We start from the raw sequence: 18,729 nt of genomic DNA, 5'->3' as shown, positions 1-18,729 counted from the left end.
TCCCCGGCGGGGCGGAATGCGCTAACACGCGGATATACCTCACCAGCCTCAGGGGGCCCCCATGACCAAGATCAAGGTAGACAACCCCATCGTCGAAATGGACGGGGACGAGATGACTCGCATCATCTGGTCCTTTATCAAGGAAAAGCTGATCGAGCCCTACCTGGACATCGACCTGCTCTATTACGATCTCGGGATCGAGGAACGGGACCGGACCGAGGATCAGATCACCATCGACGCCGCCATGAAGACCAAGGAGGTCGGCGTCGCGGTCAAATGTGCCACCATCACCCCCGACGAGGCCCGGGTCGAGGAATTCGGCCTCAAGAAGATGTGGAAGTCCCCCAACGGGACCATCCGCAACATCCTGGGCGGCGTCGTCTTCCGTCAGCCGATCATCTGCCGCAACGTGCCGCGCCTTGTCCCCGGCTGGACCCGTCCGATCGTGATCGGGCGCCATGCCTTCGGCGACCAGTACAAGGCCACCGATTTCCATTTTCCCGGCGCCGGCAAGCTGACGATGAAATTCGAAGGCACTGACGGCACCGTGATCGAGAAAGAGGTTTTCGACGCCCCCGATGCCGGTGTCTACCAGGCGATGTACAACCTCGACGCCTCGATCATCGACTTCGCCCGCGCGTCCTTCAACTACGGGCTGATGCTGGGCTGGCCGGTCTACCTGTCGACCAAGAACACCATCCTCAAGGCCTATGACGGCCGATTTAAGGACCTGTTCCAAAAGGTTTACGAGGAGGAGTTCGAGGAAGAATTCAAGAAGGCCAAGATCTGGTACGAGCACCGCCTGATCGACGACATGGTCGCCTGCTGCATGAAGTGGAACGGCGGTTTTGTCTGGGCCTGCAAGAACTACGACGGTGACGTGCAATCCGACACCGTGGCGCAGGGCTTCGGCTCGCTTGGTCTGATGACCTCTCAGTTGATGACCCCTGACGGCAAGATCGTGGAGGCCGAGGCCGCCCATGGCACCGTCACCCGCCATTATCGCCAGCATCAGGCCGGAGAGGCGACTTCGACCAATTCCATCGCCTCGATCTACGCTTGGACCGGCGGCCTGAAGCATCGGGCCAAGCTGGACGAGAACACCGCGCTCATGGCCTTCGCCACGACCCTGGAAAAGGTGATCGTCGAAACGGTGGAAAACGGTCACATGACCAAGGACCTTGCCCTGCTTGTCGGGCCCGATCAGGGCTGGCTGACGACGATGGGTTTCCTCGAAAAGATCGACCAGAACCTGAACAAGGCCCTGTCTGGCTAACCTTTCAGGATGCTGCGCAACGCTGATGACACCGGCCCCCGTCCACGTGGGGCCGGCTGGCTGACCAGCCTGACCGACAGGCTGGTCGAGCTGTTTCATCCCCTCCGGATCCGGCGCGACGCGCCTTCGCCGAACCTGCCTTGGGTGCTGTTCACCGTGACGCTGCGCCCCGGCGGGCTGGACACCCTGCCCGTTCCGATGCTGCGCCCCGACAGTGCGTTCAAGCACCTGCCGCCAGATTTCTCGGCAGAGCCGCCGCGCGCCCATCCGAACGATCTGTTCCACGGCGCGCATGACAACCCGCATGGCGTATCGGTGCTGCAACTGGAACGCCGCTTCGCCGTGGCGCAGGACGGGACGCCCTATCCCTACCTGCTGACCCGACACCTTTTCATGCCGTCCACAGCCCTGATCCGCGCGATGCGGCGCGATCTGGCCCGGGCCTTTGCGTCCTCAGGCCACGACACGCTCGATGCCAATCTGCGATTCTATGCGCCACTACCGGACCTGCCGCCCGATGCGGAGACAGAAATAGCCGCGCCTTACCTGCGCGATACGCGCTTGGCGCGGGTCATGGCGATCGAGCTTTATCTCAGTCACGACGACCGCCATGTCGCCGACCATCGCTACGTCGAAGAAATCCGCGACCACGACTAAAAAAACGCCCGCCCCGATCGGGACGGACGCTCCGTTTCAGCTGATACGTGATGCTCAGGCCGCGCGGCGGGTGTGCAGGCCTTCTTCGACCTCTTCGACGATCTTGGCGCAGAACGCGTCCAGATCGCCAGGGTTGCGCGAGGTGACGATGCCCTGATCGGCCACCACTTCGCTGTCTTCCCACTGACCGCCTGCGTTCTTCACGTCGGTCTTCACCGACGGATAGGAGGTCACGGCGCGCCCCTTCACGATATCCGCCTCGACCAGCAGCCACGGCGCATGGCAGATCGCTGCGACGACCTTGCCGGCATCGTAGAAGCCACGGACGAAATCGACCGCTTCGGGCATGGTCCGCAGGATGTCGGGATTGATCTGGCCACCTGGCAGGACCAGCGCGTCATAATCGCCGATCTTGGCGTCTTCGAGGGATTTCTGAACGGACACTTCTTCGCCCCAGTCGGTATCTTCCCAGCCCGTGATCGGCTGCCCGTCCGGAGAGATGACATGCACCTCGGAGCCCGCCTCGCTCATCTTGTCGCGAGGCACTTCCAGTTCGCTCTGCTCGAAGCCGTTCGTGGCGAGGATCGCAATGCGTGCGGATTTGATATCGGGCATTTTCAGCCTCCTTTGCTCATTTGGGTCGGGGCCGCGCCCCGTCATTTGGTTAACGACCTCCCCACAGCCCCTGTTCCACCGCGCGGATGCACAGGACGAAATCAGCCGATGCGTACGCGCACCCGGACCCTGCGTTACGCGTTGACAGGTCAACGGGCCTGACCCAAAACTCGGATCATGCCGGCACCATTTCCGATACCCACCGAATACCGTCACAAGCACACCTGGATCGAGGATGTGCAGGGCCTGACGATTTCCCTGCTGACCGCCGGTGTGGGGGTGACCTTCTTGGCCTCGCTGGGGTTCCTGACGGGCCAGACCGCGGGCATCGCGCTGATCATCAGCTACCTGTCTGGCTACAGTTTCGGCACGGTCTTCTTCATCGTGAACATCCCCTTTTACGCCTTTTCCTGGAAACGGCTGGGGGCGGAATTCACGCTGAAATCCATTTTTTGCGTCACCATGCTGTCCCTGCTGGTCGATTACCTGCCGTTGGGCATGAATTTCGCCTATCTCAACCCGATCCTCGGCACGCTGATCTTCGGAGTGCTGACCGGGTTCGGCCTGCTGGGCACGTTCCGGCACAAAGGGTCGCTGGGAGGGTTGGGCGTGATCGCGCTGCTGGTGCAGGACAAGACGGGGTTCCGCGCCGGCTATGTGCAGCTGATCGCCGACGGGCTGATCTTCGGCACCGCCTTCTTCCTGTTCGATCTGGATGTCGTGCTCTATTCGCTGTTCGGCGCGGTCGTCCTGAACGGCGTCATCGCCTTCAATCACGACCGCGACCGCTACATCGCCGACTAGGTCCTAGGGCCGGCTGACCTTGCCGCCCCCGACCGACATCTTCACGCCCGTGGTCGACGGGCACGAGGTCGGCAAGCCCCGCGACACCCGCACCGCCAGGTAGCCGAAGGCCTGCGCCTCAAGCATGTCGCCATCCAGCCCGACCTCTTCGACCGGCTGGACCGGGCAGTCCAGCGACACGCTCAGCATTTCCATCAGGACCGGGTTCTTGCGCCCGCCCCCGGTGACCAGCAACATCTCGGGCGGTTCGGGGCAATGCTCCATCCCGCGCAATACCGCCGCCGCCGCCATGCCCATCAGGGTCGCGGCGGCATCTTCGTCCTTCAGCTCGCGCACCAGAGACATCATCTCGGGAAAGGCGTTGCGGTCCAGCGACTTGGGCGGGATCCGGCTGAAATAGGGATCGTCCAGGAACAGCTCCAGCGCGCCGGTCTCGACCTCGCCCTGCCGCGCCAGTTCGCCATCCTTGTCATAAGCCAGGCCGCGCCGCGCCCAGACCAGGTCATTGACCGGCGCATTGGCCGGCCCGGTATCGAAAGACAGCAGCGCGCCCTCCGCCTCGGGCCGGGCGATGCGCGGATCGACCCAGGTCAGGTTGCCCACGCCACCCATGTTGAGGAAGGCCACCGGCCCCTGCGCACCGATCCAGCGGGCACAGGCATGGTGGTAGAACGAGGCCAGCGGCGCACCTTCGCCGCCCATCTCGATATCCGCGGACCGGAAATCCCACACGACAGGCAGGTTCAGAGCCGTGGCCAGCGCATCGCCATCGCCCACCTGGTGCGTGCCCCGCCCGCGCGGTTCATGCGCCAGGGTCTGGCCATGAAAGCCCACCAGGTCGATATCGCGGAACCGGCCCAGCAGCGCCTCGTGCGCGGCCATTACGACCTCGGCGGCCTTCTCCTCGCCCTCGCCGGGCCACAGGCCCAGGGCGGCGCTCAGCACCGCGCGCTCCTCTTCGGTGTATTCGCGGTAATCGCTTTCCCCGAATCCCAGGATATCCAGCCCGTCGGTGACGATCACCGCCGCATCCACCCCGTCCAGAGAGGTCCCGGACATCGCCCCAAGCGCCCTTACCGGACCTTTCTTGGCCACTGCCTTCGACATGGTCTTTTCCTTTGCCAGCCTGCCACCTATAGATGCCGTGCACTTTCAACCGGGACAAGAGATATGACCTACCACCCCAAATCGGATTTCATGAGCGTGATGATCGAGCGCGGCTTCCTGGCCGACTGCACCGATTATCAGGGCCTCGATGATGCGCTGAGCCAGGGAATGGTGCCCGGTTATATCGGCTTCGACGCAACGGCCAAGTCGTTGCATGTCGGCTCGCTCATCCAGATCATGATGCTGCGCTGGTTGCAGAAGACCGGCCACCAGCCGATCACCCTGATGGGCGGCGGCACCACCAAGGTGGGCGACCCCTCCTTCCGGGCCGATGAACGCCCGCTTCTGACCCCCGACCAGATCGACGACAACATCGCCGGCATCAAGCAGGTCTTCGCCAAGTACCTCGACTACGACAAGGCCGACAACCCAGCCCTCATGCTGAACAACGCTGAATGGCTGGACGGTCTGAACTACCTTGAATTCCTGCGGGATATCGGGCGGCATTTCTCGGTCAACCGGATGTTGTCCTTCGAGAGCGTGAAGTCCCGGCTGGATCGCGAACAATCGCTGTCCTTCCTCGAATTCAACTACATGATCCTGCAGGCCTATGACTTCCTTGAGCTGAACCGCCGCTACGGCTGCCTCGTGCAGTTCGGCGGGTCGGATCAATGGGGCAACATCGTCAACGGCATCGACCTCACGCGGCGTGTGCTGGATCACCAGATCTTCGGCCTGACCTCACCGCTGCTGACCACCTCGGATGGCAAGAAGATGGGCAAGTCGGCGGATGGTGCGGTCTGGCTCAACGCCGACATGCGCAGCCCCTACGAGTTCTGGCAATTCTGGCGCAACACCACCGATGCCGATGTCGGCCGGTTCCTCAAGCTCTATACCGAGCTGCCGCTCGACGAATGCGACCGCCTTGCCGCCCTGGGCGGGTCCGAAATCAACGATGCCAAAATCGTCCTGGCCAACGAGGTCACGACGCTCTGCCACGGCGCCGACGCCGCCGCCGCCGCCGAGGCGACCGCGCGCGAGGTCTTTGAGCAGGGCGGCGTCGGGGATGACCTGCCGACGCTGGAACTGACGGCTGACGAGGTCGCCGACGGGATCTCCGTCGTGCAGCTGATCGTGCGCACCGGCCTTGCCAAGTCCGGGAAAGAGGCCAAGCGCCTGATCTCGGACAATGGCGCGCGGATCGACGATGCGGCCCTGACCGATGCCGGGCTGATGCTCGATGCGGCGGCGCTGGCCTCGCCGGTGAAACTGTCGGCCGGCAAGAAGCGGCACGCGCTGGTCAAGCTGGCCCAGTAAGCCCCGGAAAGACTACGCTGCCCCCGGTGCCCAGACGGGCCGGGGGCAGCGCCCCTCGCGCCCGGATCCGCGTCACGATCCGACCGATCCCGTGCAATTCCCCCGTTGAAAAGCACCGGCCCAGCCCCTATATCTCGGCTGTCGGGCAACCGACTATGGACATAAACGCGCTCGTAATAAGCGGCTCGGACCCGGGGGCGGTACCCGGCGGCTCCACCAATCATCCTTCGTTTGGGGATCATGGGGCCGAAATAGGATCGACGGACGTCTAAAGGGGTTTGCTTTGTCTCGGTGAGGTACCACCGTTACCGGTCCGAAAAGTACAATTGCAAACGACAATCGTGCTCCGGTTGCTCTGGCTGCGTAAGCAGTTCGAGGAATCGAAACTTAAGCCCTAGGTTCTAGCAAATCTAGGCGGGGTCCGCAGGCACCTGGCAACAGAAGCCTGCATTTTCAATTTCCTACATCGACATCTTCGCGCAATGGAAAAGCTGCGTCAAAGGCCGTTCGCCCGGCCTGGCTGAACCGGATCACCCGGCTGTCCGGCACCCTGCGCGCCCAGCCCCTGTCCAGGATCAGCGCCAGCAGCCCGGTGCCCAAGGGCCCCGACAGGTGCATGCGCCGTTCCGACCAATCCAGGCATTCGCGACAGACCGGCGCGCGGGCCCGCAGCACCGCATCGGGCAGGCCAAGCCCGGTCAATTGCACCCGCCCGCCGTCGCCAAGGCGCAGCCCCTCCGGCCCCATTTCGATCGCACGTGCGGCGCGCAGGCTGTCATACATCCGCACCCCCAGCTCTCCGGCCAGGTGCTTGTAGCAGCTGCGCGCCAGCCGCATCTCTGCATCGCGGGGGCCGGTGCACACGCGTTTGCGGCCGCGTCCCTCCGCCAGCACCATCAGCGCCTCAAGCGCCTCGGCCACATCCGATCCCGCCAGGCGGAAGTAGCGGTGGCGCCCCTGCCGTTCGACCTGCAGCAGCCCCGCTTCGACCAGCCGGGACAGGTGGCCGCTGGCCGTGGGCAGGCTCACGCCGCCTTCCCGTGCCAACTCGCCCGCGCTCAGCGCGCGGCCATCCATCAGCGCGGTCATCATGTTGGCTCGCCCCGGATCGCCGATCAGCGCGGCAAGGGCGGCAATGTCAGGTCCGTCTTTCATGGCGGCATCTTAGCACGGCGCGTCCCGGAAATACTTCGGTCCGGACAAAAACATCCCCGCGACGTCGCGCGCTATGACTGGCCAAGCATATCAAAGGAGCCATCCCATGCTGACCTGCATCATCCGCTACGACATCGACCCGACCAAGCGCGCCGCGTTCGAGCAATATGCCCGCAACTGGGGCCAGTGCATCCCCCGCAACGGCGCCGATCTGATCGGGTATTTCTCTCCGCGCGAAGGCTCGTCGACGCTGGCCTACGGCATCTACAATATCGACGACCTCGCCGCCTATGAACGCTACCGCGCCAGCCTGGCCGCCGATCCTTTGGGGCGCGAGAATTACGAATTCGCCATGACCGAGAAGTTCATCCGCGCCGAGGATCGCACCTGGCTGGCCCGCGTCGATCAGGGCTAGGGGCGGCTTGACACCGGGCAGTCGGGCGGATCATCTGCCCGCGACCGCGCCACGACAGCAGGATCGGACGTGACCCCTACCTGGACCCAGATGATCCGCCGCTTCGGCCGTATCGGCCTGCTGTCCTTCGGCGGCCCCGCCGCTCAGATCGCCGTGATGCACGAGGAACTGGTCGACAAGGGTCGGGACCTCGAGGAGAAGGATTTCCTCGGCGCGCTCAGCTTCTGCATGCTGTTGCCCGGGCCCGAGGCGATGCAACTGGCCACCTATGCCGGATGGCGCCTGCGCGGGGTTGCGGGCGGTCTGCTGGCCGGGCTGCTCTTCGTGCTGCCGGGGGCGCTGGTCATCGCGGCGCTGGCCTTCGCATATGCCCGCTGGGGCACCCTGCCCGTCGTTCAGGACGCGTTTCTCGGGATCAAGGCGCTGGTCATCGTGATCGTGCTTCAGGCGCTCTGGAAAGTGTCGAAAAAGGCGCTGAACGGGGCCGAGGGCTGGGCCCTCGCCCTGCTTGCCTTCCTTGCTATCTTCGCGCTCGGCCTGCCCTTTCCGGCGATCATCCTGGCCGCCGGACTCTGGGGCCTGCTGCGGCCGCATGAAGACACCGGGTTTGCGTCGCAGACACCCGTGGATTGGGGCCACACCATCCGCACCGCACTGATCTGGGGCGCGCTCTGGGCCGCGCCGCTGCTGCTGGTCTGGGCGACCGGCCAGACCTTCCTGACCCATCTCGCGCTCTTCTTCGGCAAGCTTGCGATCGTGACCTTCGGCGGAGCCTACGCGGTGCTGGCCTACATGGCGCAGGCGGTGGTCGATACCCATGGCTGGCTGACCCCTGACCAGATGATCGACGCGCTTGGCCTGGCGGAAACCACGCCGGGGCCGCTGATCCTCGTCACGCAATTCACCGGGCACCTCGCAGGGCTGCAACAGGGCGGCTGGTGGCTGGGACTGACCGCCGGGCTGCTGACGTTGTGGATGACCTTCGTGCCCTGTTTCCTGTGGATCTTTGCCTTTGCTCCGCACGTCGAGCGTATCCTGGCCAATCCCCGGCTCAAGGGCGCGCTTGGCGCGATCACGGCGGCGGTGGTCGGGGTCATCCTGAACCTGTCGCTCTGGTTCGCGCTGCACGTGCTCTTTGGCACCGTCGATGAAACCGGCACGATTCCGCGCCCGCAACTGGACAGCTTCGATCCCCTGGCTCTTGCCTTGACGGCCATCGCCGCGGGACTGCTGGTGCTTCTGCGCCTTGGTTTGCTGACTGCATTGGCCCTGATGGCAGCGCTCGGGTTGATCTGGTCCACCCTCGTCTGATCGGGGGCGACACAGTGCTTCCGTTTTCGTTCGAATCCCCTATGCTCGGCCTAAGTTCGTGGAAGACCAGATGACGCGCTCAATCGATTACGGAAACCTCATGCATCGCGCCATGCGCGGGCTGATCCAGGAAGTCCTGGCAGATGTCGCTGATCGCGGCCTGCCGGGCTCTCACCATTTCTTCATCACCTTCGACACCCGTCACGAAGGGGCAGAGCTGGCCGATTGGCTGCGCGAACGCTACCCGTCGGAAATGACCGTGGTGATGCAGCACTGGTATGACGCGCTCGAGGTGAACGATGACGGCTTCGGCATCACGCTGAATTTCGGCGACAGCCCCGAACGGCTCTATATCCCCTACGATTCCATCCTGACCTTCGTCGATCCGTCGGTCGAATTCGGCCTGCGCTTCGAAACTCAGGATGATGGCTCGGACGAGGACGATCCCGAGGACCCGCCGCGCCCGCTGCGGGCCACGCGGGATGACGCGGACACTTCGGATGATGCGTCGCGCCGCCCCTCGGGCGAAGCGGATGTGGTCCAGCTGGACAAGTTCCGCAAGTAATCGCCTTCGCTGGCCTGCGTGAAATTTTTGTAAAAGACCGCTGATCTGCCTTGCCGGAATCCGCCTCGTGTCGTTCATCGACAGCAAGGCAAAAACCGAGGGAGAGATCCGGAGATGGCCAGCGATTTTACTGTGTTCCTGGGCGAGATGATGCGCCGCCCCAAGGAGGTTTCGGCCATTGCGCCTTCCTCCACGGCCGTGGCGCGCAAGATGACCGAGGGCGTTGAAAACGTCTCAGGCCCGATTGTCGAAATCGGTCCCGGCACCGGATCCTTCACCAAGGTCATCCTTGAACGCGGCGTCGCTCCGGAACGGCTGATCCTGATGGAGCTGAACCCCCGGTTCTGCGAAGAACTCAGCCGAAAGTTTCCCGGCGTGACCGTGCTGAACCGCCCGGCGCAGGAAATCGAACAACTGGGCGTGACCGGCCTGGGCTGCGTGATCTCGGGTGTGCCGGTGTTGGCGCGGCCCCAGATCCAGCGCGAGGTCGTGGGCAACGCCTTCAAGGTGATGTCGCCCGAAGGCGTCTTCGTCCAGATCACCTATTCGCCGAACGCGCCGATCCCGGAAGACGTGCAGATCGACATGGGCATCAGAGCGACCAAGCGCGGCACCGTCTGGGCCAACCTGCCCCCGGCCCGTGTCTTCGAATTCCGCCGCCGCATGCAATAATCCCCCGGCCCGGCGGCAAGGCCACCTTGCCGCCGATGCCAAGCCCCGGGTTTTCCGGGGAAATGGCCCGGATGGTTGCGCTCACAGGCGGCAGTCCGATTGCGCCCATGCGGGTGAGCGCGTATAGCCGAACGCGACGTCATACATCGGAGTGAGAAACGATGACCCAGACCCGCACGGAAAGCGACAGTTTCGGCCCGCTCGAGGTTCCCTCGGACAAGTATTGGGGCGCGCAGACGCAGCGCTCGATCATGAACTTCCCCATCGGTTGGGAAAAGCAGCCCGTCGCCATCGTGCGTGCCCTCGGCGTGATCAAGAAGGCCTGCGCCATGGCCAACAAGGACAACGGCGCGCTGGACCCGAAACTGGCCGATGCGATCATCCAGGCCGCCGGTGAGGTGGTCGAGGGCAAGTTCGACGACAACTTCCCGCTGGTTGTCTGGCAGACCGGGTCGGGCACCCAGTCCAACATGAACTCGAACGAGGTCATCGCGAACCGCGCCATCGAAATCCTCGGTGGCGAGATCGGGTCGAAGGATCCGGTGCACCCGAACGACCATTGCAACATGGGCCAGTCCTCGAACGACACCTTCCCGACCGCGATGCATATCGCCGCCGCGATGACCGCGCGCGACGTGCTGCTGCCGGGGCTCGAGAAACTGCTGGCCAGCCTCGACGCCAAGGCGGAAGAGTTCAAGGACATCATCAAGATCGGCCGCACCCACACCCAGGATGCGACGCCGCTGACGCTGGGCCAGGAATTCTCGGGCTATGCCCACCAGATCCGCCAGGGCATCGCGCGGATCAACGCCGCCCTGCCCGGCATCTACGAACTGGCCCAGGGCGGCACCGCCGTCGGCACCGGGCTGAACACCAAGAAGGGCTGGGGCGAACAGGTCGCCGCCAACATGGCCGAGATCACCGGCCTGCCCTTCGTAACCGCGCCCAACAAGTTCGAAAGCCTCGCTGCCCATGACGCCATGGTCTTCATGTCCGGCGCGCTCGCGACAGTGGCGGGCTCCTGCTACAAGATCGCCAACGACATCCGTTTCCTCGGCTCCGGTCCACGGTCCGGCCTGGGCGAACTGATCCTGCCCGAAAACGAACCTGGCTCGTCGATCATGCCCGGCAAGGTCAACCCGACCCAGGCAGAGGCGATGACCCAGGTCGCCGCCCACGTCATGGGCAACGACGCCGCGATCAAGTTCGCCGGTTCCCAGGGCCATTTCGAGCTGAACGTCTACAACCCGATGATGTCCTACAACCTGCTGCAATCCATGCAGCTGCTGGGCGACGTCGCGGACAGCTTCACCGAACGCATGCTCAACGGCATCCAGGCGAACGAGCCGCGGATCGAAAAGCTGATGAAGGAATCGCTGATGCTGGTCACGGCGCTGGCCCCGACCATCGGCTACGACAACGCGACCAAGGTCGCCAAGACGGCGCACAAGAACGGCACCACGCTGAAGGAAGAGGCCATCGCGCTCGGCTTCGTGGACGAGGAAACCTTCGACAAGGTCGTCCGCCCCGAAGACATGATCGGCCCGAAATAAGCACCCGGTCCAACCGGACCGAATGGGGCGGCACCTGCGGGGGCCGCCCTTTTTCTTTGCCTTTTGCCCGGAGACGTGGCTTTCCTTATTCGAACCATTTTGCCTGCAAAGGGTAATCCTGAGATGGAAAAGCCGCATCTGACCTTCTGGTTTGATTTCGCCTCTACCTATTCCTACCTCTCCGCCATGCGGATCGGGGACATGGCCCGTGATCGGGGCGTCGCCGTCACCTGGCAACCCTTCCTGCTTGGCCCGATCTTTCATGCGCAGGGCTGGGACACGTCGCCGTTCCGCATCTACCCCGCCAAGGGCGTCTACATGTGGCGCGACATGCAGCGTCTGACCGCCGCACGCGGCCTGCCCTTCCTCGACACACCACCGGATCACTGGCCGGCCCATTCGGTTCTGGCCGCCCGCGTCGCCCAACTGGCGCTGAAACATCCCGAGGGGCCGGAATTCTGCCGCCAGGTCTACCTCGCCGAATTCCGGGACGGGGCCGAGATTGCCGCCCCCGAAACGCTCGCCACCTGCCTGACCCGCGCCGGCCTGTCGGCCGCGCTGGTCGACACCGCCACCGAACCGCAGAACAAGGCCGCCCTCCGCCAGGTCGTGGAAACCGCCCAGGCCAAGGGCATCTTCGGCGCGCCCAGCTTCACCGTGGGCGATGAACTCTTCTGGGGCGATGACCGTCTCGACGCCGCGCTCGACTGGGCTGCGACAAGCTGACACCTCACCGACGGAACGCCCGCGCCTTGCCGTATGACCGATATCGGCAACGCAAAGAGGTGCGCCATGTCCCGTTTTTCCCCCTATTGGCTCTGGTTCGTTCTCGCCCTGCCCGCTTTCGGCATGGGCTATGACCTGGCAACCAGCACAAATCCCCGCATCTACCACATCCTCGTCCATCCTTCGGGTGAAACCGCCGCGCGGCTCCTGATCGTCGCGCTGATGGCGACGCCGCTTATGATGCTCTTCAAGGGCTGGCGCGGGCCGCGCTGGCTGCGGCGCAATCGCCGTTATCTCGGTGTCGCGGCCTTTGGCTATGCCGCCCTGCACGTGGTCTTCTACCTGATCGACAAGGGCAGCAGCGCCACGGTCCTGGCCGAATTGCCGCGCACCTATATCTGGACGGGCTGGATCGCCTTCGCGATCATGCTGCCGCTTGCGGCGACCTCCATGGATTATGCGGTGCGCAAGATGGGACCCGCCTGGAAATCGCTGCAACGCTGGACCTATTCGGCGGCTATGCTGACGCTGCTTCACTGGGCCGCGCTGCACGATTGGGGCCATCCAGCCGCGGCGCTGATCCATTTCGCCCCGCTGGCTGCACTTGAGGCCTACCGGATCTGGGTCCGCGCCCATCCCAAGCGCCGTTCAGTACATATCTGAAAACTTGCACGCTTATTCATTGGCCTTCCGCAAAGGTCACGCTACCTAAGGCGGTATGGCCAAAGTCGTGAACCTAAATCGTTTTCGCAAAGACAAGGCCCGCTCGGAAAAGCGGGCCCTCGGCGATTCAAATGCTGCGAAATTCGGCCGGACCAAGTCCGAAAGGACCCGTGACGAGATGGAGCAATCCGCGGCAGAGCGTCACCTGGATGGTCATCGCCGCGATGCGGACCCGGAAGACCCCAAGGGGGATCCGGCCTGATGACAGCACGCCCGCAGAAACATTCCCTCACGCTTCGGGGGCATCGGACCTCCGTGTCCCTCGAACAGGACTTCTGGGATGCCTTCCGCGATATCGCGGCGTCCGAAGGGCGCGCGATCAATGCGCTCGCCGCCGAGATTGACGAGGCGCGCGGCACCGATGCCGGCCTCGCCTCTGCCATTCGTGTCTATATCCTGAACTACTACCGTCAGGCCGCGGGCTAGGCGCGGATCACTCCGCCGCTTCGGTGCTGCCGCCGTCGCCCTGACCCTCAACCGAAGGGGCCGCGTCCGTCTTGGGCGCTTCCGCCTTGGGCGCGTCTTCGGTCTTCTTCGCCTTGGGCTTCCGGGTATAGGTCCGCTTCGGCTTGGACGGCGGTTCGTCCGACGGCTTGGACTCGACCTTGCTTTCCGGCGTTTCCACCAGGCCGCTATCGCCGTTATCCGACGAGGCCTCGATCACATCGGGCTGATCGCCTTCACCGGGCACCTGGTTGTCGGATTTCTTGCCGCCACCAGATTGGTTGTTGCCACCCTGATTGCCGTTATTGCCGCCGTTGCCGCCATTCCCGTTGTCGGACTGGCCGTCATTCGACTGGTCGCCACGCGGTTTGTCATTGGAATTGCCGTTGCGATCGCGGTTCTTCTGATCCTGCTGATCGCGCTGCTTCTCCTGTTCCTTCTGGGCGGTGCCCAGCAGGCGGAGGTAATGTTCCGCGTGTTGCTGAAAGTTCTCGGTCGCCACCCGGTCGCCGGACAATTGCGCGTCACGGGCCAGCTGGTTGTACTTGTCGATGATCTGCTGCGGGGTGCCGCGCACCTTGCCTTCGGGACCGGAGCTGTCAAAGACCCGGTTCACGATATTACCGACAGACCTGTTGCGGTTCGATTTGTTGCGCGAACGCGATTTAGATGATCTCATGAGCCTCTTGCGAGCCTTGCTAAATTGGCTGTCGTTCACCCTGCCTGCGCGGTCTGATGCGCTGCGGCGGGTCGTCGACGTTTTGGGCTTACTGCCGTCAGGGCGGATACGGGGAAACCGCGTCACTTGCCTTGACTGCTTAATGACTAAACACGTCACCGGGGTGAATACAAGGAGAAACCTTAAAGTTTTCCCAATTGCCCGGCGGATCGTGGCCGGCTCACCCCGTTGGACAGGCCATGCTCAGCCCGGCTTCCGCCCCGTCACCACGCGGTCCCGCCCATCCAGATCGGGCACGATCCGGACATCACTCAGGCCAGCCGTGCGAAACAGATCCGCGACCGCAGGCCCCTGGGTCCAGCCGATCTCGACCATCAGCCGCCCGCCCGGTTGCAGGTGCTGCGGCGCGCCACCGGCGATGATGCGGTAACAGGCCAAACCGTCGCCCTCATCGGTCAGGGCAAGGCGCGGATCGTGGCCCGACACTTCGGGCGCCAGCGCAGCCATCTCCTCCAGCGCGATATAGGGCGGGTTGGACACGATCAGGTCGAAGACACCCTCCACATCCGCGAACCAATCCGAGCGACGGAAGTCTGCCCGCGCCGCCACGCCCAGCGTTTCCGCATTCTCCGCAGCAACCGCCAGGGCACCGTCCGACAGGTCCGTGCCCAGCCCGGTCGCACCCTCGCGCCCCGCCAGGAGCGCGATCAGGATGCAGCCCGACCCGGTCCCCAGATCCAGCACGCGGGTGAAATCCCCGGCCAGCCCTTCGCTGACCAGCGTTTCAGTTTCCGGCCTTGGATCAAGGGTTTGGTCGCTGATCCTGAAGCGGAGCCCGAAGAAATCCCGCCATCCCAGGATGCGCGAAACGGGCCGCCGCGCCAGCCTTTGCCCCACGTGATCGCGGAACCGCGCCAATGCCTTATCCCAGATGGGATCGGGCCCCGCCAGCGTCAGCCGCCCCGCCTCGATCCCGAGGGCATCGGCCATCAGACGCCGCGCGTCACCCTGCGCCCCGTCGATCCCGGCCTCGCGCAGCAGCCGCGTCGCCGCGATCAGCGCGTCCTGAACCCGGGGCCCGGCAATCGCCGTCAAGGGGTCGCTCACCCCTCCATCTCCGCCAGAAGGGCGGCCTGGTGATCGGCGGTCAGCGCGTCGATGATCTCGTCCATGTCGCCCTGCATCACCTGGTCCAGCCGGTAGAGCGTCAGGTTGATCCGGTGATCCGTCACCCGCCCCTGCGGAAAGTTGTAGGTGCGGATCCGTTCGCTGCGGTCGCCCGACCCGACCTGGCTTTTCCGACTGGCGGCCCTGTCATCCGCCGCCTTCTGACGTTCCAGATCGAACAGCCTGTTCCGCAGGACCTGCATCGCAATCGCGCGGTTCTGATGCTGCGATTTCTCGGACGAGGTGACGACGATCCCGGTCGGGACATGGGTGATGCGCACGGCGGAATCCGTCGTGTTCACATGCTGCCCGCCCGCGCCCGACGCGCGCATCGTGTCGATACGAATGTCGGCGGGGTCGATGCGGATATCGACCTCCTCGGCTTCGGGCAGAACCGCCACTGTCGCGGCAGAGGTATGGATCCGGCCGCCGCTCTCGGTTTCGGGCACGCGCTGGACCCTGTGCACGCCGCTTTCGAATTTCAGCCGGGCAAAGACGTCGTCGCCCTGGATATTCGCCACGACCTCTTTGATGCCGCCCAGCTCGGTCTCGGACAGTTCCACGATCTGGAACCGCCAGCCCCGCGCCTCGGCATAGCGCTGGTACATGCGCAGCAGGTCGCCGGCGAACAACGCGGCCTCGTCGCCCCCGGTGCCGGGCCGGATCTCGACCATGGCGGGGCGTGCATCGGCGGCATCCTTGGGCAGCAGCGCAAGCTGCACCGCCTCTTCCAGTTCAGGCAGGGTTTCCGTCAGGCGCTCGATCTCTTCCTCGGCCAGGTCGCGCATCTCGGCATCGGCCAGCATCGCCTGCGCTTCGTCCATGTCGGATCGCGCGGTCTGCCAGTCCCGGATCGTCGCAACCACCGGGCGCAGATCGGAATATTCCTTCGACAGCGCGGCGATATCGCCACGCCCCTCGGACATCTGCGCCTCGAGGTATTCGAACCTCTGGGTGATCTGGACAAGCCTGTCTTCGGAAATCATGCGCGATCCTGTCCCCTATCCTTAGAGTTTGGTCAAGACCTGCGCCTGTGATAGACTACGGAATGATCCGCACCCTGCCCCTTCTTCTGTCCCTCGCCGCCGCGGCGCCCGCCCTGGCGGATGGCACATCCAAGGGCAAGGTGATCGAATGCTACTGCACTGATCGCACCGGGGCCCGCGTCGAAATGGGCCAGATCATCTGTCTCGAGGTCGACGGCCGCCGCTACACCGCGCAATGCCAGATGTCGCTGAACGTGCCGATGTGGCGCGAGCTTCAGGATGGGTGCGAGGTGTCGCGCGCACCGTTATTCTCCCCCATTCCCACCAGCGCGGGCTGACCCCGCGCCGGTTACACGTTCAATTCGTTGTCGCGGACGCTGGGAAACCAGGAATTGTCCAGCTGCTCGTAGCGGTTCGTGTACTGCGCAATGTCGCGCAGCCGTTCCGGTTGCAGCATCCGCACATAGGGGCGCTGGATCTCGATCAGCTCCTCGTCGGTGAAGCCGCGCAACAGGCGGTTCACGTAGACCTTGGTCAGGCCCAGCACCTCGCCGATATCGACCTGCCGCAAAGGCAGCCGGAACCGGCGCCCAAGCTCCGGATTAGTCTGGAGAAGACGTTCATGCACATCCAGCAGGAAATGCGCCATGCGTTCGCGGGCCGATCCGACCCCCATCATCGCCAGACGGTCCTTCAGGGCGATCTGGTCGAGGCTTGAAATCGCCGTCAACAGGGCCGCCAGTCGCGGCGCCTTGGCATAGACGGCAGTCATATGGTCGCGCGGGAACGGGCAGACCACGCCGTCGGTGATCATGGCAATCTCGTGGGCGGCATTGCGCGTGCCCAGCCCGGGAAGGCCGATCATCTCGCCCGGCAGGTAGATACGCACCACCTGCGTGCGGCCGTTCAAGTTGCGGCTGCGCGCGACGGCCCAGCCTTCCTTCAGGATGAACAGGTTCTCCGGGGTCTGGCCGATCTCGACCAGCACCTCCTCGTGGCGGACCCTGCGTTCGTTCTCTTCCATGCGGGACACGAAGGTGTGTTCGTGCTCGGTCAGGTCGGCGTAGCGGGACAATCTGGCTGCAAAGCAACTGCCACCGCCCACACCGCCGGCAAAACTGCCGGTGCGGTTCAGATTTTGTGGCGCGCGGTGCATCGCGGGACTCCTCGTTTGGTCATTCGTTCGCTTGCTTGTCGTGGGGTAAAAACGGTCAATTCACCGTCGGGTTCCCCGCGCCGGCTCTGACGGCGCGTCAGAAATTCCAGCGGAACCGCCGTAAGCCCCCGGGATCATTTAGTTAAAGTGGATCAATCAGCGCTCGACGCGCTTGATGCATGTCAGGGGTTACGAAAATCTTAAACACGATCCGAAAAAATTCCTTTCAGATCCGCCTTGCGCGGCAATTTGCGATCCAGGATGGACCGGATCCGCTCCAGCCCCTGCTGCGAGCGTTCGATCATGCCATCGGCTTCGCCGACCACCTGGCGGCCCAGATCGACCTTCGCCTCGGGCAAGCTGCGGGCCAGCAGCCGGACAGAGGCGTGAAGCGCCGTCAGGGCATTGTTCAGATCATGCATGCTGGTGGGCCAGTCATCGCCCGCCTCGCCTGCATCCTGATGCGGTCCGCCCGAACCGTCAGTCGCCTCGGTTTCCGCCGCGGGTCCGCAGCCGGCAACCAGAAGCACCGGGTCGGTGTCGGGCACAAGGTGGATGTCGATCCGGTAGCGATCTCCATCCTCCAGCGGCGTCACCACCGTGTCGGCCCTGTCTTCGACCAGGGCGCGGTTCACGCAGCTTCGCAGCGCCGCCTGTTCCGAGGCCGGCCAGAGGCTGATCCAATCCGTACCCACAGTTCCCGCACCCTGACCGCGTTCCGCACCGGGGGCCATCCGCGCATCCAGCACCATTCCGGTGCCGTCCAGCAATAGCAGCGCCTCGGGCTGCGCCGACAGCGCCAGATCAAGGGCAATGGATTGAATATCGGGCCGCGAGAGTACCTGGCCTTCAGCGTTCACGAAGTACGTTTCCTTTCCGGGACTGACCGCCTTGCTTGCCGTTCATCCGACAAGAACGGTACAAAGCTACCTGCCATACCGGCGAGGTCCATGCCTCCAAGGGCAAACGGGACCCGCCGAACGCCGAAAAAACGCTCAAAGTCGTAGTAGTTTACTCGTGGCCACGACGAGTTTCTTGACCGTTGAACAAGTGTACTGGAATACGCGTCAAAGTTGACGCAAGGTGATGCAATACCCGGGGTCTCGCGGCATTTTTGACGCATGACAAACAATTGCCCGGAAATCACGCCGAAGGGGATACAATTTGGTCATCCCGCCGGATTACTCGTCAGCAAAAGAAGACGGGACACCAGATGAAACACGAGACCGATCAAGAGGCCAGCGCACTGGCCGCCAGCCGCCGCAAACGCCTGTTCGACCTGCTTCGCCAGGAGGCTCTCAATACCGCCGCGTCCGTCACGCCGCCTCGGTCCGAGGCCGCCGATGCCGAGGATTTCATGAAATCCGCCATGGCCTCGATCCGGGCGCGCTAAGGCGCCCG

The 18,729-nt window shown here is 64.0% G+C and carries 23 protein-coding genes and 1 other RNA gene; 16 read left to right on the top strand and 8 right to left on the bottom strand.

Annotated elements, in window-relative coordinates; all coding sequences use genetic code 11:
- Nucleotides 1-61 precede the first annotated feature (61 nt).
- Nucleotides 62-1,276 (top strand): NADP-dependent isocitrate dehydrogenase, encoded by a 1,215-nt coding sequence (locus ATO9_RS16645; protein ID WP_043751814.1) that lies wholly within the window; start codon nt 62-64, stop codon nt 1,274-1,276.
- Between the two features lie 9 nt (nt 1,277-1,285).
- Nucleotides 1,286-1,933 carry a hypothetical protein gene (locus ATO9_RS16640; RefSeq protein WP_043751812.1) on the top strand — a complete coding sequence of 216 codons (648 nt, stop codon included), beginning with the start codon at nt 1,286-1,288 and terminating at the stop codon, nt 1,931-1,933.
- Nucleotides 1,934-1,987: 54 nt separating this feature from the next.
- Here the strand turns inward: ATO9_RS16640 and ATO9_RS16635 are convergent, their stop codons facing one another.
- On the bottom strand, nt 1,988-2,548 hold the full coding sequence (locus ATO9_RS16635; RefSeq protein WP_043751809.1) for a type 1 glutamine amidotransferase domain-containing protein: 561 nt from the start codon (nt 2,546-2,548) through the stop codon (nt 1,988-1,990).
- Between the two features lie 177 nt (nt 2,549-2,725).
- On the opposite strand from ATO9_RS16635, the gene ATO9_RS16630 reads away from it, so the two are divergent.
- Complete coding sequence (locus ATO9_RS16630) at nt 2,726-3,352, top strand: YitT family protein (RefSeq protein ID WP_043751805.1); 627 nt, start codon at nt 2,726-2,728, stop codon at nt 3,350-3,352.
- Nucleotides 3,353-3,355: 3 nt separating this feature from the next.
- On the opposite strand, the gene ATO9_RS16625 is transcribed toward ATO9_RS16630, so the two are convergent.
- Nucleotides 3,356-4,459, bottom strand: a complete 1,104-nt coding sequence (locus ATO9_RS16625; RefSeq protein WP_043751802.1) for an anhydro-N-acetylmuramic acid kinase — start codon at nt 4,457-4,459, stop codon at nt 3,356-3,358.
- Between the two features lie 63 nt (nt 4,460-4,522).
- Here ATO9_RS16625 and tyrS point away from each other — a divergent pair, with 63 nt between their 5' ends.
- Complete coding sequence (gene tyrS, locus ATO9_RS16620; protein ID WP_043751798.1) at nt 4,523-5,776, top strand: tyrosine--tRNA ligase; 1,254 nt, start codon at nt 4,523-4,525, stop codon at nt 5,774-5,776.
- A gap of 101 nt (nt 5,777-5,877) precedes the next feature.
- Nucleotides 5,878-6,228, top strand: a transfer-messenger RNA (tmRNA) gene (gene ssrA, locus ATO9_RS23925).
- A 1-nt stretch (nt 6,229) separates the two neighbouring features.
- Here the strand turns inward: ssrA and ATO9_RS16615 are convergent.
- The gene (locus ATO9_RS16615) at nt 6,230-6,931 is read right to left on the bottom strand and encodes an ArsR/SmtB family transcription factor (RefSeq protein ID WP_043751797.1); all 702 of its coding nucleotides are present in this window, start codon (nt 6,929-6,931) and stop codon (nt 6,230-6,232) included.
- A gap of 106 nt (nt 6,932-7,037) precedes the next feature.
- Between ATO9_RS16615 and ATO9_RS16610 the strand changes: the two genes are divergently transcribed.
- From ATO9_RS16610 to ATO9_RS16570, 9 genes are all read left to right on the top strand, one after another.
- On the top strand, nt 7,038-7,346 hold the full coding sequence (locus ATO9_RS16610) for an NIPSNAP family protein (protein ID WP_043751792.1): 309 nt from the start codon (nt 7,038-7,040) through the stop codon (nt 7,344-7,346).
- 90 nt (nt 7,347-7,436) lie between these two features.
- The gene (gene chrA / locus ATO9_RS16605) at nt 7,437-8,657 is read left to right on the top strand and encodes a chromate efflux transporter (protein WP_043751789.1); all 1,221 of its coding nucleotides are present in this window, start codon (nt 7,437-7,439) and stop codon (nt 8,655-8,657) included.
- A gap of 70 nt (nt 8,658-8,727) precedes the next feature.
- The gene (locus ATO9_RS16600; protein WP_043751786.1) at nt 8,728-9,222 is read left to right on the top strand and encodes an SspB family protein; all 495 of its coding nucleotides are present in this window, start codon (nt 8,728-8,730) and stop codon (nt 9,220-9,222) included.
- A gap of 114 nt (nt 9,223-9,336) precedes the next feature.
- Nucleotides 9,337-9,894 carry a class I SAM-dependent methyltransferase gene (locus ATO9_RS16595; RefSeq protein WP_043751782.1) on the top strand — a complete coding sequence of 186 codons (558 nt, stop codon included), beginning with the start codon at nt 9,337-9,339 and terminating at the stop codon, nt 9,892-9,894.
- A 161-nt stretch (nt 9,895-10,055) separates the two neighbouring features.
- On the top strand, nt 10,056-11,447 hold the full coding sequence (gene fumC / locus ATO9_RS16590) for a class II fumarate hydratase (RefSeq protein WP_043751779.1): 1,392 nt from the start codon (nt 10,056-10,058) through the stop codon (nt 11,445-11,447).
- A gap of 123 nt (nt 11,448-11,570) precedes the next feature.
- Nucleotides 11,571-12,173, top strand: coding sequence for a 2-hydroxychromene-2-carboxylate isomerase (locus ATO9_RS16585; protein WP_043751777.1), 603 nt, complete (start codon nt 11,571-11,573; stop codon nt 12,171-12,173).
- 66 nt (nt 12,174-12,239) lie between these two features.
- The gene (locus tag ATO9_RS16580; protein ID WP_043751940.1) at nt 12,240-12,836 is read left to right on the top strand and encodes a protein-methionine-sulfoxide reductase heme-binding subunit MsrQ; all 597 of its coding nucleotides are present in this window, start codon (nt 12,240-12,242) and stop codon (nt 12,834-12,836) included.
- Nucleotides 12,837-12,891: 55 nt separating this feature from the next.
- On the top strand, nt 12,892-13,098 hold the full coding sequence (locus tag ATO9_RS16575) for a DUF4169 family protein (RefSeq protein ID WP_043751774.1): 207 nt from the start codon (nt 12,892-12,894) through the stop codon (nt 13,096-13,098).
- Nucleotides 13,098-13,322, top strand: coding sequence for a ribbon-helix-helix domain-containing protein (locus tag ATO9_RS16570; protein ID WP_043751771.1), 225 nt, complete (start codon nt 13,098-13,100; stop codon nt 13,320-13,322). Before ATO9_RS16575 ends, ATO9_RS16570 begins: the two co-directional genes overlap by 1 nt.
- 7 nt (nt 13,323-13,329) lie before the next feature.
- On the opposite strand, the gene ATO9_RS16565 is transcribed toward ATO9_RS16570, so the two are convergent.
- From ATO9_RS16565 to prfA, 3 genes are all read right to left on the bottom strand, one after another.
- Entirely contained in the window at nt 13,330-14,019 is a 690-nt protein-coding gene (locus ATO9_RS16565; protein WP_043751768.1) for a DUF4167 domain-containing protein, read from the bottom strand.
- Between the two features lie 243 nt (nt 14,020-14,262).
- Entirely contained in the window at nt 14,263-15,126 is an 864-nt protein-coding gene (gene prmC / locus ATO9_RS16560) for a peptide chain release factor N(5)-glutamine methyltransferase (protein WP_238318790.1), read from the bottom strand.
- On the bottom strand, nt 15,123-16,172 hold the full coding sequence (gene prfA / locus ATO9_RS16555; protein WP_043751765.1) for a peptide chain release factor 1: 1,050 nt from the start codon (nt 16,170-16,172) through the stop codon (nt 15,123-15,125). Before prfA ends, prmC begins: the two co-directional genes overlap by 4 nt.
- Nucleotides 16,173-16,234: 62 nt before the next feature.
- Between prfA and ATO9_RS16550 the strand changes: the two genes are divergently transcribed.
- A complete protein-coding gene (locus ATO9_RS16550; RefSeq protein WP_043751762.1) occupies nt 16,235-16,510 on the top strand; it encodes a hypothetical protein in 276 nt (91 codons plus the stop codon).
- Nucleotides 16,511-16,521: 11 nt separating this feature from the next.
- Here ATO9_RS16550 and ATO9_RS16545 read toward each other — a convergent pair whose 3' ends face one another.
- The gene (locus ATO9_RS16545) at nt 16,522-17,328 is read right to left on the bottom strand and encodes a Crp/Fnr family transcriptional regulator (RefSeq protein ID WP_052418410.1); all 807 of its coding nucleotides are present in this window, start codon (nt 17,326-17,328) and stop codon (nt 16,522-16,524) included.
- A gap of 200 nt (nt 17,329-17,528) precedes the next feature.
- Entirely contained in the window at nt 17,529-18,188 is a 660-nt protein-coding gene (locus tag ATO9_RS16540; protein ID WP_043751758.1) for a hypothetical protein, read from the bottom strand.
- Between the two features lie 353 nt (nt 18,189-18,541).
- Between ATO9_RS16540 and ATO9_RS16535 the strand changes: the two genes are divergently transcribed.
- The gene (locus ATO9_RS16535; protein WP_043751755.1) at nt 18,542-18,721 is read left to right on the top strand and encodes a hypothetical protein; all 180 of its coding nucleotides are present in this window, start codon (nt 18,542-18,544) and stop codon (nt 18,719-18,721) included.
- Nucleotides 18,722-18,729: the final 8 nt, after the last annotated feature.

The sequence above is a fragment of the Pseudooceanicola atlanticus genome (assembly GCF_000768315.1).
Lineage (GTDB): Bacteria > Pseudomonadota > Alphaproteobacteria > Rhodobacterales > Rhodobacteraceae > Pseudooceanicola > Pseudooceanicola atlanticus.
Note: the sequence above shows the minus strand (reverse complement) of the source record. Positions and strands in the feature narration are given on the sequence as shown.

Bases quoted from the DNA above. Each gene is read 5' to 3' on its own strand.
- ATO9_RS16645 (WP_043751814.1), top strand. From the start codon at position 62: ATGACCAAGATCAAGGTAGACAACCCCATCGTCGAAATGGACGGGGAC.
- ATO9_RS16640 (WP_043751812.1), top strand. From the start codon at position 1,286: ATGCTGCGCAACGCTGATGACACCGGCCCCCGTCCACGTGGGGCCGGC.
- ATO9_RS16635 (WP_043751809.1), bottom strand. From the start codon at position 2,548: ATGCCCGATATCAAATCCGCACGCATTGCGATCCTCGCCACGAACGGC.
- ATO9_RS16630 (WP_043751805.1), top strand. From the start codon at position 2,726: ATGCCGGCACCATTTCCGATACCCACCGAATACCGTCACAAGCACACC.
- ATO9_RS16625 (WP_043751802.1), bottom strand. From the start codon at position 4,459: ATGTCGAAGGCAGTGGCCAAGAAAGGTCCGGTAAGGGCGCTTGGGGCG.
- tyrS (WP_043751798.1), top strand. From the start codon at position 4,523: ATGACCTACCACCCCAAATCGGATTTCATGAGCGTGATGATCGAGCGC.
- ATO9_RS16615 (WP_043751797.1), bottom strand. From the start codon at position 6,931: ATGAAAGACGGACCTGACATTGCCGCCCTTGCCGCGCTGATCGGCGAT.
- ATO9_RS16610 (WP_043751792.1), top strand. From the start codon at position 7,038: ATGCTGACCTGCATCATCCGCTACGACATCGACCCGACCAAGCGCGCC.
- chrA (WP_043751789.1), top strand. From the start codon at position 7,437: ATGATCCGCCGCTTCGGCCGTATCGGCCTGCTGTCCTTCGGCGGCCCC.
- ATO9_RS16600 (WP_043751786.1), top strand. From the start codon at position 8,728: ATGACGCGCTCAATCGATTACGGAAACCTCATGCATCGCGCCATGCGC.
- ATO9_RS16595 (WP_043751782.1), top strand. From the start codon at position 9,337: ATGGCCAGCGATTTTACTGTGTTCCTGGGCGAGATGATGCGCCGCCCC.
- fumC (WP_043751779.1), top strand. From the start codon at position 10,056: ATGACCCAGACCCGCACGGAAAGCGACAGTTTCGGCCCGCTCGAGGTT.
- ATO9_RS16585 (WP_043751777.1), top strand. From the start codon at position 11,571: ATGGAAAAGCCGCATCTGACCTTCTGGTTTGATTTCGCCTCTACCTAT.
- ATO9_RS16580 (WP_043751940.1), top strand. From the start codon at position 12,240: ATGTCCCGTTTTTCCCCCTATTGGCTCTGGTTCGTTCTCGCCCTGCCC.
- ATO9_RS16575 (WP_043751774.1), top strand. From the start codon at position 12,892: ATGGCCAAAGTCGTGAACCTAAATCGTTTTCGCAAAGACAAGGCCCGC.
- ATO9_RS16570 (WP_043751771.1), top strand. From the start codon at position 13,098: ATGACAGCACGCCCGCAGAAACATTCCCTCACGCTTCGGGGGCATCGG.
- ATO9_RS16565 (WP_043751768.1), bottom strand. From the start codon at position 14,019: ATGAGATCATCTAAATCGCGTTCGCGCAACAAATCGAACCGCAACAGG.
- prfA (WP_043751765.1), bottom strand. From the start codon at position 16,172: ATGATTTCCGAAGACAGGCTTGTCCAGATCACCCAGAGGTTCGAATAC.
- ATO9_RS16550 (WP_043751762.1), top strand. From the start codon at position 16,235: ATGATCCGCACCCTGCCCCTTCTTCTGTCCCTCGCCGCCGCGGCGCCC.
- ATO9_RS16545 (WP_052418410.1), bottom strand. From the start codon at position 17,328: ATGCACCGCGCGCCACAAAATCTGAACCGCACCGGCAGTTTTGCCGGC.
- ATO9_RS16535 (WP_043751755.1), top strand. From the start codon at position 18,542: ATGAAACACGAGACCGATCAAGAGGCCAGCGCACTGGCCGCCAGCCGC.